The following is a 14,312-nucleotide window of genomic DNA, read 5'->3' on the forward strand; positions in this document are numbered from 1 at the left end:
ACATGTGTCATTCCTTTTTGATTGTATATTACTGGAATGACACAGAATTTCTAACACTCCCGAAGTATCTGCAATGGGAATGCATCAAACGTAAATGGATAAATTACTGCTGCTACTCATCGTCTTTTACCAGCGCTTCGTCTCTCCCCACAAGGGCCTTCGTTGTGCTTATGGCGTGCTACATCACACACACGGCTGTTCTGGCGCGGTAAAGGAGATCGTCTTGCGGAACGTTGCTGTGATATGGTTTCTGCGCCGGACGGTTACGGCTGCCCCGATCATTCCTGCCCAGATGTGTCGTGCCCGGATATCAGCTGCCCGTGTGATTTTTCGTTGTCCCGATTACGCCCCAGCCTGAAAAACAAATAAAAAAATCCCCGCCAATTGGCAGGGATCTTAGATTCTGTGCTTTTAAGCAGAGATTACAGGCTGGTTACGTTGCCAGCTGCCGGGCCTTTAGCGCCGCTTTCGATGGTGAAGGACACTTTCTGACCTTCGTCCAGAGATTTGTAACCATCGTTCTGGATAGCAGAGAAGTGTACGAACACGTCTTTAGAGCCATCGTCAGGAGTGATGAAGCCGAAGCCTTTGTCAGCGTTGAACCATTTTACGATACCAGTCATTTTACCGGACATAGTGTATTACCTTTAATAATTAAGTGTGCCTTTCGGCGATATGGCGTGCTTTACAGATTTTGAAGCGTTAAAGGAATGTGCACTACGAGGGGTATCAACGATAACTCTTGAAGGGACTTGCCTTACTACACTGCTTTAATGGTCTGTACGTCAAACCGTTGATGTGCATTAAGCCACGCATTGGAGGGTGATGCAACAATTATTTTTCATATTTATGATTAATCGGTCAGTAAACGGTCCTGTCATCAGGACCGTTTACAGCAATAAAGTGCATAAAAGTCTATTCCATCAACTGCTTACTTAATGCCGGGTTGGCTTGAATCAGACGCATCAATTTTAGTTCGGCACTTGAAGGCTTCACGCGTCTGGATTCCCATTCCTTTACCATGGCGACTGATACGCCCAAAACCCGGGCGAAATCATCGATTTTTAACCCTGTTCCTTTTCGTAACTGCTCAATCTCGGTACAGGGGGTTGTTCTCTGCGCCAGAGTAATTTTCTGCGTTTCATCTTTAAAAACAATCTGTTCCAGGCTGCTCAACAGCTCATGCATTGGATCTTTATATTCCATTGAAAACTCCTCAAATCACACTGCGGGATCGTGAATTGCATCGAAGCTCATTAAGAATAGTCGGGAAAAGCAGACACTGCGGGGTGAAGTCAGGACATGCTCTGGCTATGATTCGATTCAGCTAGTCATTTAGCGTGACTTATAGTGACCTAACGATCTGATAAATGCCGATATATCTCTTACCACTCCCGGTTTGTAAAGATTACGAAAATCTAACGTTCTGGAGAGGCGTAAATCTCTGTCTACAAAAAAGCAACTGCGATATCATTTTTTAACAATAAAACAACAAATTAACCTTGTTTCATTTTCTCCATGATTTTAGCTGGAAGATTACGTAGAAAGGGTATCCTGCAAGCCTGTCCTGGACTATCCTTGTCACGTCAGACACGCGTGTGTCGTTGTGCGCTTTTTTTGGGTGAAAGGAGTAAGAAAATGGCGACAGGAAAGTCCTGCTCTCGCTGGTTTGCGCCTCTTGCGGCGTTATTAATGGTAGTTAGCCTGAGTGGGTGTTTTGATAAAGAAGGCGATCAGCGTAAAGCGTTTATCGACTTCCTGCAGAATACAGTGATGCGTAGCGGTGAACGTCTACCAACTCTGACTGCCGATCAGAAAAAACAGTTTGGTCCTTTTGTCTCTGATTACGCGATTCTGTATGGTTATTCTCAGCAGGTGAATCAGGCGATGGACTCCGGTCTGCGCCCGGTTGTAGACAGCGTTAACGCAATTCGCGTACCGCAGGATTACGTTACGCAAAGCGGTCCGCTGCGTGAAATGAACGGTTCGCTGGGTGTGCTGGCGCAACAACTGCAAAATGCGAAGTTGCAGGCCGATGCTGCGCACTCTGCGCTAAAACAGACCGATGACCTGAAACCGGTCTTTGATCAGGCATTTACCAAAGTGGTAACGACGCCAGCTGATGCATTGCAACCGTTGATTCCGGCGGCACAAACTTTCACGCAACAACTGGTGATGGTTGGGGACTATATTTCTCAACAAGGTACTCAGGTGAGCTTTGTCGCGAACGGCATCCAGTTCCCGACTTCACAGCAGGCAAGTGAATATAACAAACTGATTGCGCCATTACCGGCACAGCATCAGGCGTTTAATCAGGCCTGGACTACAGCAGTTACTGCAACCCAATAACAATAAAGAGTAAAGCCCGAGTGACTATCGGGCTTTACTCCACGCAGTCGCGGCTTAGTCCGCGACGTGCGGATTCACACAGTTCTTCTCAACCTTTCCTTGTAACGCATCAATCAAATTATCCACGGCACAGGCGGCCATGCCATAACGTGTTTCGTGGGTGGCAGAACCAATATGCGGTACTGCGACGACGTTGGCCATTGAGAGCAACGGTGAATCTACGGAAAGTGGCTCTTGTTCGAAGACATCCAGCCCGGCAGCGTGAATTTCCCCTTTCTGCAATGCTGCAATCAGTGCATTTTCGTCAACCACCGGGCCACGTCCGGCATTAATGAAAATGGCAGAGGATTTCATTTTGGCGAATTGTTCTGCGCCAAACAGATGATGCGTCTCATCAGTTAACGGCAGGATCAGGCAAACGAAATCAGCTTCCTGCAACAACGTATCGAGATCGCAATAGCGGGCGTTAAAGCGCTCTTCTGCCTGCGGGTGTTGGCGGCGAGCGTTATAGAGAATCGGCATGTTAAAGCCAAAGTGTGCGCGCTGGGCCAGTGCCATACCAATGCGCCCCATGCCAACAATCCCTAAGGTCTTGTGATGTACATCACTACCAAACCAGTCAGGCCCAATGCTGGCAGTCCATTCACCGGCTTTTACGCGTTCAGCGACTTCCACCACCCGACGAGAAGTGGCGAGAATAAGCGCCATTAACGTATCCGCGACAGTTTCAGTCAGCACTGTAGGGGTATGCATCAGCAATACGTTACGGGCGTTAAGGGCATCAACATCAAAATTGTCATAACCAACAGAGATCGTTGACGTTGCTCGCAGCTTTGGCATTTTCTCCAGCAATGCCTCATCCACTTTTTCGCTTGAACCCAGCAGACCTTCCGCATTTGCAAACTCTGCTGCGTGTTGCTCTACCGTTTGTGGGCTCAGGTTGCTTACCTGCGTTACAGTAAAGTGCTTCTCAAGGCGTTGCAGTAAATCGTCAGGTAACTTTTTATAGAGAATAATGGACGGCTTCATGCGAATCTCCGTGATTAATATTTAAGCGTGGCGTGCGCCAACGGGTAGCGGTTGATTGGCTGCTGGTTTAACGATCAATGTTAGCCATACAGAAACGAAAAGCGCTACCCCCATGAAAATGTATGATGCTGATGGGGTACCGGTTACCCCATTGAGATAGCCAACAAACCATGAGCCGAGGAACGAGCCCAGTGCTCCCATACTGTTGATCAATGCCATTGCGCCACCGGCAACGTTACGTGGCAGCATTTCTGGAATAATGGCAAAGAACGGACCATACGGGGCATACATTGCAGCGCCTGCGATCACCAGTAAAGTATAAGAAAGCCAGAAATTGTTAGCACCCACGGCCCAGGAACCGATAAAGGCAATTGCGGCAATCAGCAGTGATGGCCAGACAAAGAGCTTACGATTTTGCAATTTGTCCGATGCCCAGGAGACAATAATCATTGCCGCTGTCGCTGCCAGATAGGGGACAGAAGAGAGCTAGCCGACTTCAACCATACCCAGGTTTTCACCACCGCTATGGATAATTGATGGCAACCAGAGTACAAAACCATATACCCCGATGCTCCAGGTAAAATACTGCATACACAGTAAGATGACGTTACGGGAACGGAAGGCTTCGCCATAGTTACGAACGGCTTTGATACCTTGTTGTTCCTGCTCTAACTGTGCCTGTAACGCCGCTTTCTCTGATTCAGAAAGCCAGCCTGCCTGCGCAGGTTTATCTTTTACCAGCACCCACCAACAAAAGGCCCAGATGATGGCCGGTACGCCCTCGATAATAAACATTTCGCGCCAGCCGAACGCCTGAATCAGGTAGCCGGAGACAACCGACATCCACAGCACTGTTACCGGGTTACCAAGGATCAGAAAAGTATTAGCGCGTGAGCGTTCAGATTTGGTAAACCAGTTACTGATATAAATCAGCATAGCAGGCATGACCGCAGCTTCTACCACCCCGAGAATAAAGCGAATTGCTGCCAGTGCCGGAATGTTGCTGACCATCCCTGTCAGCGAGGCGCAACCACCCCATAAGATCAGACAGACGAAAATCAGTTTGCGCACACTACGCCGTTCTGCATATACCGCACCAGGGATCTGGAAAAAGAAGTAGCCGAGGAAGAAAAGCGCTCCCAGCAGCGACGAAATCCCTTTGGTGATGCCAAGGTCTTCGTTGATGCCAGCGGCGGATGCGAAACTAAAGTTTGCACGATCAAGGTACGCCAGGCTATACGTGATAAACACGATAGGCATGATGTACCACCAACGTTTTGCTGCATTTGTTGAGCTGTTCATAGGCCTGCCTCTATGCTTCAGGTTAGAGCGCCTCTGTAGGTAGGGACAGAGGAGTACGTATCAGATTGTTTTGTTACTTATTTTTATAGGGGAGTTACTCTCCCAGTTGTTCTCGTGTCGGAAGACCTTCACTGTCGCCCTGTACCTGAATAGCCAGTGCGCCAATTTTATTCCCCCGAATGACCGCTTGATGTAGCGTGCGACCTTCTAATAGTGCACTGATAACACCACATGCGAAGCCATCTCCGGCCCCAACGGTATCGACCACATTTTCGACTTTAACCGGGGCAACGCTGCCTTTCTCGCCATCGGCTGTTTTATACCAGGCACCATCAGCACCCGTTTTCAGCACAACCGCTTTGACGCCATGCTGAAGATAGAAATCGGCAATACCTTCCGGTGTCTGTTGTCCGGTTAAGATCATGCCTTCTTTCAACCCCGGAAGTACCCAGTCAGCCTGAAAAGCGAGGTGGTTTAGTTTTTCAATCATCTCGGCTTCACTCTTCCACAGCACTGGACGCAAATTGGGATCGAACGAAATAGTCTTACCCAGAGATTTCATCGTATGAGCTGCGTGATTAAGTAAGTCATAAGAGCTTGCAGACAGTGCCGCTGCAACGCCGCTCAGGTGTAAATGGCGTGCACTGGCAAACCAGCTCTCGTCATAGTCGTCCAATGAGAGATAACTGGCGGCGGAGCCTTTACGGAAATATTCCACAATGGGATCGGTTCCATTTTCAGCCTTAGATTTAAGCTGAAAGCCGGTTGCGTGGTCGTTATCGCAACTGACACCACGGGTATCGATCCCCTCTTTATGCAATGTATTGAGAACCATACGACCGAAGCTGTCATTTCCAACGCGGCTTACCCATGCGACCTTTAAACCCAGACGGGCCAGGCCTGTAGCCACATTTAGCTCGGCACCTGCCACGCGCGTGATAAAATTTTCGACTTCAGCTAAATCGCCTGTTTGCGTAGCCACAAACATCGCCATTGCTTCACCGATAGTGATGACATCCAGCGAGTGTTTCATCTCTTCACTCCTTACGTAATAAATCGACATAACGGCGTGTTACTGCCGCCAAATCAGCCCCTTCCAGGGGAAATTCGATGCCACGTGGCACATCGGCAGGAAGCATCGTGAGTAGTTTCAGCCAGCGATTGTCGGTGTTGTCCGGGGGGACGGCACGGAAACTCTCTTTGTGAGGAAGAGCCGCTTTAACATGGATATAGCCCACAGAATGGGCTAACTGATGCGCCGCTTCTTCTGGCGAATCCCCCACCCACAGCCAGTTGCCCGTATCAAAGGTCAGTTTGACTGGCAGCTCAAATTGCTGACAAATCTCCTTAAAACGAAGCATTGGCTGTAAGCGTCCGCAGGGGGTTTGATCATTTTCAACCACTAACGCCATACCACTGCTGGCAAGCCAGTCGCGTAGAGTATTGAGTTGATCAGGGCGACCAAAATGACCTAAAGAGACTTTCAGCCACAGAGATTTCAGATCTTTCGCTTCCTGAAGCAACTGAGGAAGTTGCGGGTTAAGATCGCCATTTTCTATAAATAACGGTTCGGGAGCGGAATAACAGGCCTGAAGTCCGGCATGTTCAACGGCGAGGCCCAGTTCCGCTAGTGCCAGTAAATCCGTAGAGGTAAACAGTTCACGACGAATTTCAACACCATCGGCACCGGATTTTGCAATAACCGGCAGAAGTGCTTTCTGCCCGCCTGCTGCCTGAATGTGCTCATAACCGTAAGCGGCGGTGACCACGAAAATTTTTCTCTGCATGGAAACTCCCTGACTAGCGCGATTGATATAACGCTAGTTGGAACCGGTTCCAAAGAAAAGGACGCCATGTTGAAATTATGATCGCTATCACGAAGGAATTTAACGTGCCGTTGATCCGCGAATGATCAACTCGCCGGAGAAAACGTGCTCACGAATAGGCTCTGTAACGCCTTCAATACGGCGTACCACCTGTTCCACAGCCGCATAACCAATTTGCCAGGTCGGTTGTTTGAGCGTGGTAATCCCCACGCCTGCCAGTTCGGCCCAGTCCAGCTCATCAAAACCAAGCAGGCCGATATCACTACCCCAGTTCAGGCTAATACGTTTGAGTGCGCGCGCGACCTGTAACGTTAGTGCGCCGTTTGCCGACATCACGGCTTTGCGCATTCCCCGATGTTGCTGGTGAAACTGGCGAAGCGTGTTCTCCAGAAGTGTATTCTCAGCCAGTGGAACTTCTGCATTCTGCGCTACAACACCTGGATAACGTGCCAGAGTAGCGTGAAAAGCATTTAGCCTTTCACGTCGCGTGTTTACCGTTCCCAGCGGTTCGCTGAGAAAGAGTATGGCTTCAAACCCTTGCTCAATTAAATGCTCGGTAGCAGTAGTTGCAGCTTGCGTGTTGTCCAGTCCAACAACATCACAGGCAAAATCGGGGATCTTGCGATCAATAAGCACCATTGGCAGTGCCGACTGTTGCAAACGATTTAGCCCTTCTTCACGCATTCCTACGGCATTGACCACAATACCTTCCACCTGGTAGCTGCGTAGCAAATCGAGATAGTGTTGTTCCTGATTCACTTCATTGTTGGTATTACACACCAGGGGAGTGAATCCTTTATCGCGACAAGCCGCCTCAATGCCACTTAACACATTTACTGAGTAGGGGTTAGTAATATCGGCGATAATCAGGCCAATCAGCCGGGTACGACCACGTTTCAGGCTTCGGGCCATCAGGCTGGGGCGATAATCAAGATCGGCAATCGCTTTTTCAATCCGCGCCAGCAATGCTTCGGAAAGCAGATGTTTTTCGCCGTTGAGATAGCGAGAGATGCTGGTTTTTCCGGTTTTTGCGGCTTTTGCGACATCGTTAATGGTGGGGCGCGTTGATTTTGCTGCCATAGGGGGATTCCTTGCCTGAAAGTGAGAACACCTTAACGCGAAAATTAGCGCTGGCAAGATGATAAATGTCGGATGACGAAACCGCCATCCGACATTGGGAAATTATAGCGGGCTTAAGGTAATTTCTACACGGCGGTTTTGCGCCTTACCTTCTGCGGTGCTGTTGCTGGCGATTGGGTTAGCCGGGCCAAGACCCTGAGTACGGATGCGGCTGGCTTCCACGCCCTGGGTGATCAACGCGCTGGCAACGGAATCTGCACGCTGCTGGGAGAGACGCATATTCAGGTCGTGACCACCTGTGCTGTCGGTGTAGCCAATCACGTTAACCGCCGTTTTCGGATATTCTTTCAGCACCATTGCCACGCCGGTCAGGGTGTTAGCGCCTGCCGGTTTCAGGGTAGCGCTGCTGCTGTCGAAGGTCACATTGTTCGGCATATTGAGGATAATGTTATCCCCGCTGCGGGTTACGCTAACACCAGTGCCGCGCATTTTGTCACGCAGCTTTGCTTCCTGCACATCCATGTAATAACCAACGCCGCCGCCCAGAGCTGCACCTGCTGCTGCGCCAATCAGCGCGCCTTTACCGCGATCTTTCTTCGAAGAAGAGAGCGCACCAATACCCGCACCAACGAGAGAGCCCAGACCTGCGCCGATAGCAGATTTACCTGCTTCGCGTTCGCCGGTGTAAGGGTTAGTTGTGCAGCCAGATACCGCCAGAGCGCCACTCACTATGGCGGCAATAAGATAAACACGTTTCTTCATTATTGTTAATCCTTAATAACCTTCTTATTCTTTGCCACGGGTTCCGTGGCGGGAGATTATGCCGCGTGAACATGAAGATTATTCCTGGGAAAACTCGGAAATTTGTAAGTAATATTTAACTGCTCAATACATCTAACTTTTCAGGAGCCTTCGGTTTGGCCAACTCATCCTCACGATATTCCGTTCTGACTGCCGCCCACTGGGGACCCATGCTGGTTGAAACCGACGGCGAAACCGTATTTAGCTCGCGTGGCGCGTTAGCCACGGGAATGGAAAACTCTTTGCAGAGCGCGGTTTGCGACCAGGTTCACAGCAATACGCGTGTACGATTTCCAATGGTACGTAAAGGTTTTCTCGCGTCACCAGAAAAGCCACAAGGCGTGAGAGGGCAGGATGAATTTGTTCGCGTGAGTTGGAATGAGGTGCTGGATCTTATTCACCAACAACACAGACGCATTCGTGAGGCTTATGGACCAGCATCGATTTTTGCTGGTTCCTACGGCTGGCGTTCAAACGGCGTGCTGCATAAGGCCTCGACATTATTACAACGCTATATGGCGCTGGCAGGCGGTTATACCGGGCATCTGGGGGATTATTCGACCGGTGCGGCACAGGCGATCATGCCGTATGTCGTGGGTGGCAGCGAAGTCTATCAGCAGCAGACCAGCTGGTCGCTGGTGCTGGAACATAGCGATGTTGTGGTGCTGTGGAGTGCTAACCCTCTAAATACACTGAAAATTGCGTGGAACGCGTCGGATGAGCAGGGGCTTTCTTACTTTTTCGCACTGCGTGACAGCGGGAAAAAGCTGATCTGCATTGATCCAATGCGATCGGAAACCGTCGATTTCTTTGGCGATAAAATGGAATGGGTAGCACCGCACATGGGCACCGATGTTGCGCTGATGCTGGGGATCGCCCATACGCTGGTGGAAAATGGCTGGCACGACGAAGCGTTTCTGGCGCGTTGCACCACAGGTTATGACGTCTTCGCCTCTTATTTGCTGGGCGAGAGTGACGGAATAGCGAAAATCCGCGAACTGGCGTCTATTTTTTATCGAAACACGACCATGCTGATGGCAGGCTGGGGAATGCAGCGTCAACAGTTTGGTGAGCAAAAACACTGGATGATCGTCACGCTGGCGGCAATGTTGGGACAAATCGGCACGCCCGGCGGCGGTTTTGGTCTTTCTTACCATTTTGCCAATGGTGGTAACCCTACGCGTCGTGCCGCAGTGCTCTCTTCCATGCAGGGCAGCTTGCCGGGTGGCACCGATGCGGTAGATAAAATCCCCGTAGCCCGTATTGTCGAAGCCCTGGAAAACCCAGGTGGCGCATACCAACACAATGGCATGAATCGCCACTTCCCGGATATTCGTTTCATCTGGTGGGCGGGCGGTGCCAACTTTTCTCATCATCAGGATACCAATCGCCTGATCCGCGCCTGGCAAAAACCGGAGCTGGTGGTTATCTCGGAATGCTTCTGGACGGCGGCGGCGAAACACGCGGATATCGTTCTGCCTGCGACCACCTCGTTTGAGCGTAATGATCTCACCATGACCGGCGATTACAGTAATCAGCATCTGGTGCCGATGAAGCAAGTGGTGCCGCCACGCTATGAAGCGCGTAATGATTTTGATGTTTTTGCCGAGTTAAGTGAACGTTGGGAGAAGGGTGGCTATGCGCGGTTTACGGAAGGAAAAAGTGAGCTGCAATGGCTGGAAACGTTTTATAACGTAGCCCGGCAGCGCGGGGCAAGCCAGCAGGTTGAATTGCCGCCATTTGCTGAGTTCTGGGAAGCCAACCAGTTAATTGAAATGCCGGAAAACCCAGAAAGTGAGCGGTTTATTCGCTTCGCCGATTTTCGCCGCGATCCGCAGGCGCATCCATTAAAAACCGCCAGCGGCAAAATTGAAATCTTCTCACAGCGTATTGCCGATTACGCTTATCCGGATTGCCCAGGGCATCCAATGTGGCTGGAGCCGGACGAATGGCATGGGAATGCCAGGTCTGAGCAGCTGCAAGTTCTCTCTGCACATCCGGCACATCGCCTGCACAGTCAGCTAAATTACAGTTCTCTTCGCGAATTGTATGCTGTGGCAAACCGTGAGCCTGTCACCATTCATCCTGACGATGCCCAGGCGCGCGGCATTCAAGATGGCGATACTGTTCGGCTGTGGAACTCGCGCGGGCAAATTCTTGCCGGAGCAGTCATTAGTGAGGGAATTAAACCTGGCGTGATTTGTATTCACGAAGGGGCATGGCCGGATCTGGATTTAACCGCTGACGGTATTTGTAAAAACGGCGCGGTGAACGTGCTGACCAAAGATCTCCCCAGCTCGCGGCTGGGGAATGGCTGTGCGGGTAATACGGCGCTGGCATGGCTGGAAAAATACAACGGCCCGGAACTGACACTTACAGCGTTTGAACCACCGGCCAACTCATAATCCAGGTGGGAAGTTGGGTTTCATCCTGCCATGCGCAGTCGACAATGTGAAAACCCTGCGCATGGTAAAAATCTATCGCTGGCTGGTTTTTTTGATAAACCTCCAGCAACAGATGGGGATGGCGCTGCTGCACATACTGCATCAGCGCCTTACCAATACCGCGCCTGACGGCTTTCGGTGCGACAAACATCGCAGCCAGAAATCGACCTTCCATAATGCTGACAAAACCGAGAAGTTTATCGTCCTCTTCCCAGACCCAGTTTTGCGCGTTGGCAAGATACGCATCCCGTACTAGCGGAATGCAGTCACGCCAGTAATTTGCTTTTATAAAGGGATGCCCCCAGGTTGTACTTTCCAGCCACAGTTCGAGGATCGCGGGGAGTTCTGAACGTTGCGCTTCCCGAATCATGATTTATTTCCCGGATAGCAACAGCAGCCAACCACATGATCATTCACCAGCCCACATGCCTGCATAAAGGAGTAACAGATAGTCGTACCAACAAACTTAAAGCCACGCTTTTTCAGGGCCTTAGAGAGGGCATCGGAGATGGGCGTAAATGTGGGGATGTCGCGCAACGTAGTGGCTTGTGTCACCTGTGGCTGATGATTTACAAAGGACCAGACAAAGTCGGCAAACGGTTCTCCGTTCTGTTCCATTTGCAGGTACGCCCGTGCATTACCAATAATTGCCTGAATTTTCCCGCGGTGGCGAATAATCCCGGCGTCTTGCACCAGTCTTTCGACATCCTCTTCCTGCATTGCAGCGACTTTCACCGGATCGAACTGATGAAAGCAGGCGCGATAATTTTCGCGTTTTTTGAGGACGGTGATCCACGATAACCCGGCCTGTTGTCCTTCAAGGCAGATCATTTCGAACAGTTTTTTACCGTTGGTTTCAGGCACGCCCCACTCATTATCATGGTAGGCAATATAAAGCGGGTCCTGACTCACCCAGCCGCAACGTTCCATACTTTCCCTCGCTATGTACCCGATCGTAAAAATTTCAGCCGTTCTTCTTGACGCATCGGTGAAAAAGTCAATATTTAATACAGGGCTACTATGCCCGATATCCTTCATACAATGACAATAATATTGCCGAATTCGGCTCTTCCCTGGAGTCGTGTTAATGATCATAAAAAAATGCGGTGGTCGCTGGCAGTTAAGCCTGCTGGCGAGCGTGGTAATCAGTGCCTTTTTTCTCAACACAGCTTACGCCTGGCAACAAGAATATATCGTTGATACGCAACCTGGACATTCCACAGAACGTTACACCTGGGATAGCGATCATCAACCTGATTACAACGATATTTTGTCGCAACGTATTCAAAGTAGCCAAAGGGCGCTGGGACTGGAAGTCAATCTGGTGGAAGAAACCCCTGTGGATGTGACCAGCAGTATGAGTATGGGCTGGAATTTTCCTTTATATGAACAGGTTACAACCGGCCCGGTGGCGGCATTACATTACGATGGCACAACCACCTCGATGTATAACGCGTTTGGCGACAGTACTACCACGCTGACCGATCCGTTATGGCATGCCAGTGTGAGTACTTTAGGCTGGCGTGTTGACTCCCGACTTGGCGATCTCCGGCCCTGGGCGCAAATCAGCTATAACCAACAATTTGGCGAGAATATCTGGAAGGCGCAATCAGGCTTAAGCCGGATGACGGCGACAAACCAGAACGGCAACTGGCTGGATGTTACCGTAGGCGCTGATATGTTGCTCAATCAAAATATTGCTGCCTATGCTGCACTATCTCAGGCAGAAAATACCACTAACAGTAGTGACTATCTGTATACGATGGGGGTGAGCGCCAGATTTTAACGTTGCGGATACAATTTAAACCTATGAATAACAATTGTTGTGGTGATAGTGGGTGCTAACTTACTAAATAATAAATTTGGTGAATAATCGTCGCGTCATTCATTCCTGAAGTAAGGCATTTCATTCCGTTCTGATGGCATTTCATGCCGTTTTTACCCAGGCATAAAGTGCACTTCGTTATGGTTGTTTGCAGAGATTTTTCCTTTTTATTACTGCAGGAACACCGCCATGACACCTTCAAATTATCAGCGTACCCGCTGGCTGACACTCATCGGTACTATCATTACTCAGTTTGCGCTAGGGTCGGTTTATACCTGGAGTCTGTTTAATGGCGCGCTTTCTGCCAGGCTGGGGGCGCCGGTAAGCCAGGTTGCTTTCTCTTTCGGCTTGTTAAGTCTGGGACTGGCCATTTCGTCTTCTGTTGCGGGCAAATTACAGGAACGTTTTGGCGTTAAACGCGTCACTATGGCTTCCGGTATTTTGCTGGGATTAGGCTTCTTCCTGACCGCGCATTCCAACAACCTGATGATGCTGTGGTTAAGCGCCGGTGTGTTGGTCGGTCTGGCAGATGGTGCGGGCTACCTGCTGACGCTCTCTAACTGCGTGAAGTGGTTCCCGGAACGTAAGGGACTCATCTCCGCGTTCGCCATTGGTTCTTATGGACTTGGTAGCCTGGGGTTCAAATTTATCGATACACAGCTGCTGGAAACCGTCGGGCTGGAAAAAACTTTTGTGATTTGGGGAGCGATTGCGCTGGTGATGATTGTCTTTGGCGCAACGTTAATGAAAGACGCACCAAAACAGGAAGTGAAAACCAGCAACGGTATGGTGGAGAAGGACTACACGCTGGCAGAGTCAATGCGTAAACCGCAGTACTGGATGTTAGCGGTAATGTTCCTGACCGCCTGCATGAGCGGCCTGTATGTGATTGGGGTAGCGAAAGATATCGCTCAAAGTCTGGCGCATCTTGATGCAATTTCCGCAGCTAACGCGGTGACGGTTATTTCCATCGCCAACCTTTCTGGTCGTCTGGTGCTGGGGATCCTGTCTGATAAAATCGCCCGTATCCGTGTTATCACCATTGGTCAGGTGATTTCGCTGGTGGGTATGGCGGCCCTACTGTTTGCACCATTGAATGCAGTGACGTTCTTTGCCGCGATTGCCTGCGTAGCGTTTAACTTCGGCGGCACTATCACGGTGTTCCCGTCACTGGTCAGTGAGTTCTTCGGCCTAAATAATCTGGCAAAAAATTACGGTGTGATTTACCTCGGTTTCGGTATTGGCAGCATTTGTGGTTCGATAATCGCCTCACTGTTTGGTGGATTCTATGTGACTTTCTATGTGATTTTCGCCCTGCTGATTCTGTCACTGGCGCTTTCTACAACGATTCGCCAACCAGAGCAGAAAATGTTGCGTGAGGCGCATGGCTCCCTTTAATGAGTAGCCGCGATCTGGTGGGCTTCAGCCTTAGCAAATGCCCCGTAAACCCTCGCCCAATCGGGCGGAGATATAAGGGGAGCTAATCAGGTGTTTTCTGCGATTCCACATACGCTTTCAGTGTTTCGATTGTTGCGCCGCCAGCGCTACAGGCGAAATAGGAGCGTGACCAGAGCACCCCGCTATCACTCACCTTGCGTAAATTCGTATTCAGGATGCGCACACGGCGGCTACTGATCGACTTCAAATTATTTACCA

Annotated in this window: 15 protein-coding genes and 1 pseudogene; 5 read left to right on the forward strand and 11 right to left on the reverse strand. The window is 50.2% G+C overall.

Annotated features, from left to right (window positions below; translation table 11 throughout):
* Window positions 1–94 precede the first annotated feature (94 nt).
* Window positions 95–358: a membrane protein insertion efficiency factor YidD gene (yidD, locus tag A7090_RS26705; protein WP_240246476.1), complete on the forward strand. Its 264-nt coding sequence runs from the start codon at window positions 95–97 to the stop codon at window positions 356–358.
* Window positions 359–422: 64 nt separating this feature from the next.
* Here the strand turns inward: yidD and cspE are convergent, their stop codons facing one another.
* Together cspE and A7090_RS19565 are read right to left on the reverse strand one after the other, a co-directional pair.
* On the reverse strand, window positions 423–635 hold the full coding sequence (gene cspE, locus A7090_RS19560) for a transcription antiterminator/RNA stability regulator CspE (protein ID WP_000014594.1): 213 nt from the start codon (window positions 633–635) through the stop codon (window positions 423–425).
* 280 nt (window positions 636–915) lie between these two features.
* Window positions 916–1,206, reverse strand: a complete 291-nt coding sequence (locus A7090_RS19565) for an HTH-type transcriptional regulator (RefSeq protein WP_105275261.1) — start codon at window positions 1,204–1,206, stop codon at window positions 916–918.
* A gap of 432 nt (window positions 1,207–1,638) precedes the next feature.
* Here A7090_RS19565 and A7090_RS19570 point away from each other — a divergent pair, with 432 nt between their 5' ends.
* A complete protein-coding gene (locus A7090_RS19570; protein WP_064527854.1) occupies window positions 1,639–2,349 on the forward strand; it encodes a DUF3053 domain-containing protein in 711 nt (236 codons plus the stop codon).
* 54 nt (window positions 2,350–2,403) lie between these two features.
* Here A7090_RS19570 and ghrB read toward each other — a convergent pair whose 3' ends face one another.
* From ghrB to A7090_RS19600, 6 genes and pseudogenes are all read right to left on the reverse strand, one after another.
* On the reverse strand, window positions 2,404–3,378 hold the full coding sequence (gene ghrB / locus A7090_RS19575) for a glyoxylate/hydroxypyruvate reductase GhrB (RefSeq protein ID WP_105275262.1): 975 nt from the start codon (window positions 3,376–3,378) through the stop codon (window positions 2,404–2,406).
* 21 nt (window positions 3,379–3,399) lie between these two features.
* Window positions 3,400–4,680 (reverse strand): annotated as a pseudogene (locus A7090_RS19580) (MFS transporter).
* Window positions 4,681–4,774: 94 nt separating this feature from the next.
* The gene (locus tag A7090_RS19585; RefSeq protein WP_105275263.1) at window positions 4,775–5,713 is read right to left on the reverse strand and encodes a sugar kinase; all 939 of its coding nucleotides are present in this window, start codon (window positions 5,711–5,713) and stop codon (window positions 4,775–4,777) included.
* A gap of 4 nt (window positions 5,714–5,717) precedes the next feature.
* On the reverse strand, window positions 5,718–6,467 hold the full coding sequence (locus A7090_RS19590; RefSeq protein ID WP_105275264.1) for a sugar phosphate isomerase/epimerase family protein: 750 nt from the start codon (window positions 6,465–6,467) through the stop codon (window positions 5,718–5,720).
* Between the two features lie 99 nt (window positions 6,468–6,566).
* Entirely contained in the window at window positions 6,567–7,586 is a 1,020-nt protein-coding gene (locus tag A7090_RS19595; protein ID WP_105275265.1) for a LacI family DNA-binding transcriptional regulator, read from the reverse strand.
* A 102-nt stretch (window positions 7,587–7,688) separates the two neighbouring features.
* The gene (locus A7090_RS19600) at window positions 7,689–8,348 is read right to left on the reverse strand and encodes an OmpA family lipoprotein (RefSeq protein ID WP_105275266.1); all 660 of its coding nucleotides are present in this window, start codon (window positions 8,346–8,348) and stop codon (window positions 7,689–7,691) included.
* A 155-nt stretch (window positions 8,349–8,503) separates the two neighbouring features.
* On the opposite strand from A7090_RS19600, the gene bisC reads away from it, so the two are divergent.
* On the forward strand, window positions 8,504–10,792 hold the full coding sequence (gene bisC, locus A7090_RS19605; RefSeq protein WP_105275267.1) for a biotin sulfoxide reductase: 2,289 nt from the start codon (window positions 8,504–8,506) through the stop codon (window positions 10,790–10,792).
* On the opposite strand, the gene A7090_RS19610 is transcribed toward bisC, so the two are convergent.
* Both A7090_RS19610 and tag read right to left on the reverse strand, forming a co-directional pair.
* Complete coding sequence (locus A7090_RS19610) at window positions 10,761–11,201, reverse strand: N-acetyltransferase (protein WP_105275268.1); 441 nt, start codon at window positions 11,199–11,201, stop codon at window positions 10,761–10,763. The genes bisC and A7090_RS19610 overlap by 32 nt on opposite strands.
* Window positions 11,198–11,761 carry a DNA-3-methyladenine glycosylase I gene (gene tag, locus A7090_RS19615; protein WP_105275269.1) on the reverse strand — a complete coding sequence of 188 codons (564 nt, stop codon included), beginning with the start codon at window positions 11,759–11,761 and terminating at the stop codon, window positions 11,198–11,200. Before tag ends, A7090_RS19610 begins: the two co-directional genes overlap by 4 nt.
* Window positions 11,762–11,918: 157 nt before the next feature.
* Here tag and A7090_RS19620 point away from each other — a divergent pair, with 157 nt between their 5' ends.
* Both A7090_RS19620 and A7090_RS19630 read left to right on the forward strand, forming a co-directional pair.
* Window positions 11,919–12,617, forward strand: coding sequence for an autotransporter domain-containing protein (locus tag A7090_RS19620; RefSeq protein WP_105275270.1), 699 nt, complete (start codon window positions 11,919–11,921; stop codon window positions 12,615–12,617).
* Between the two features lie 228 nt (window positions 12,618–12,845).
* Window positions 12,846–14,054, forward strand: coding sequence for an L-lactate MFS transporter (locus A7090_RS19630; RefSeq protein WP_105275272.1), 1,209 nt, complete (start codon window positions 12,846–12,848; stop codon window positions 14,052–14,054).
* Between the two features lie 82 nt (window positions 14,055–14,136).
* Here A7090_RS19630 and A7090_RS19635 read toward each other — a convergent pair.
* Window positions 14,137–14,312: transposase (locus A7090_RS19635; RefSeq protein WP_198599560.1), on the reverse strand; the 176-nt coding region annotated here is incomplete at its 5' end.

The sequence above is a fragment of the Escherichia sp. MOD1-EC7003 genome (assembly GCF_002965065.1).
Lineage (GTDB): Bacteria > Pseudomonadota > Gammaproteobacteria > Enterobacterales > Enterobacteriaceae > Escherichia.

Bases quoted from the DNA above. Each gene is read 5' to 3' on its own strand.
- tag (WP_105275269.1), bottom strand. From the start codon at position 11,761: ATGGAACGTTGCGGCTGGGTGAGTCAGGACCCGCTTTATATTGCCTAC.
- A7090_RS19610 (WP_105275268.1), bottom strand. From the start codon at position 11,201: ATGATTCGGGAAGCGCAACGTTCAGAACTCCCCGCGATCCTCGAACTG.
- ghrB (WP_105275262.1), bottom strand. From the start codon at position 3,378: ATGAAGCCGTCCATTATTCTCTATAAAAAGTTACCTGACGATTTACTG.
- A7090_RS19590 (WP_105275264.1), bottom strand. From the start codon at position 6,467: ATGCAGAGAAAAATTTTCGTGGTCACCGCCGCTTACGGTTATGAGCAC.
- A7090_RS19585 (WP_105275263.1), bottom strand. From the start codon at position 5,713: ATGAAACACTCGCTGGATGTCATCACTATCGGTGAAGCAATGGCGATG.
- A7090_RS19570 (WP_064527854.1), top strand. From the start codon at position 1,639: ATGGCGACAGGAAAGTCCTGCTCTCGCTGGTTTGCGCCTCTTGCGGCG.
- yidD (WP_240246476.1), top strand. From the start codon at position 95: ATGGATAAATTACTGCTGCTACTCATCGTCTTTTACCAGCGCTTCGTC.
- A7090_RS19630 (WP_105275272.1), top strand. From the start codon at position 12,846: ATGACACCTTCAAATTATCAGCGTACCCGCTGGCTGACACTCATCGGT.
- A7090_RS19620 (WP_105275270.1), top strand. From the start codon at position 11,919: ATGATCATAAAAAAATGCGGTGGTCGCTGGCAGTTAAGCCTGCTGGCG.
- A7090_RS19595 (WP_105275265.1), bottom strand. From the start codon at position 7,586: ATGGCAGCAAAATCAACGCGCCCCACCATTAACGATGTCGCAAAAGCC.
- cspE (WP_000014594.1), bottom strand. From the start codon at position 635: ATGTCCGGTAAAATGACTGGTATCGTAAAATGGTTCAACGCTGACAAA.
- A7090_RS19565 (WP_105275261.1), bottom strand. From the start codon at position 1,206: ATGGAATATAAAGATCCAATGCATGAGCTGTTGAGCAGCCTGGAACAG.
- A7090_RS19600 (WP_105275266.1), bottom strand. From the start codon at position 8,348: ATGAAGAAACGTGTTTATCTTATTGCCGCCATAGTGAGTGGCGCTCTG.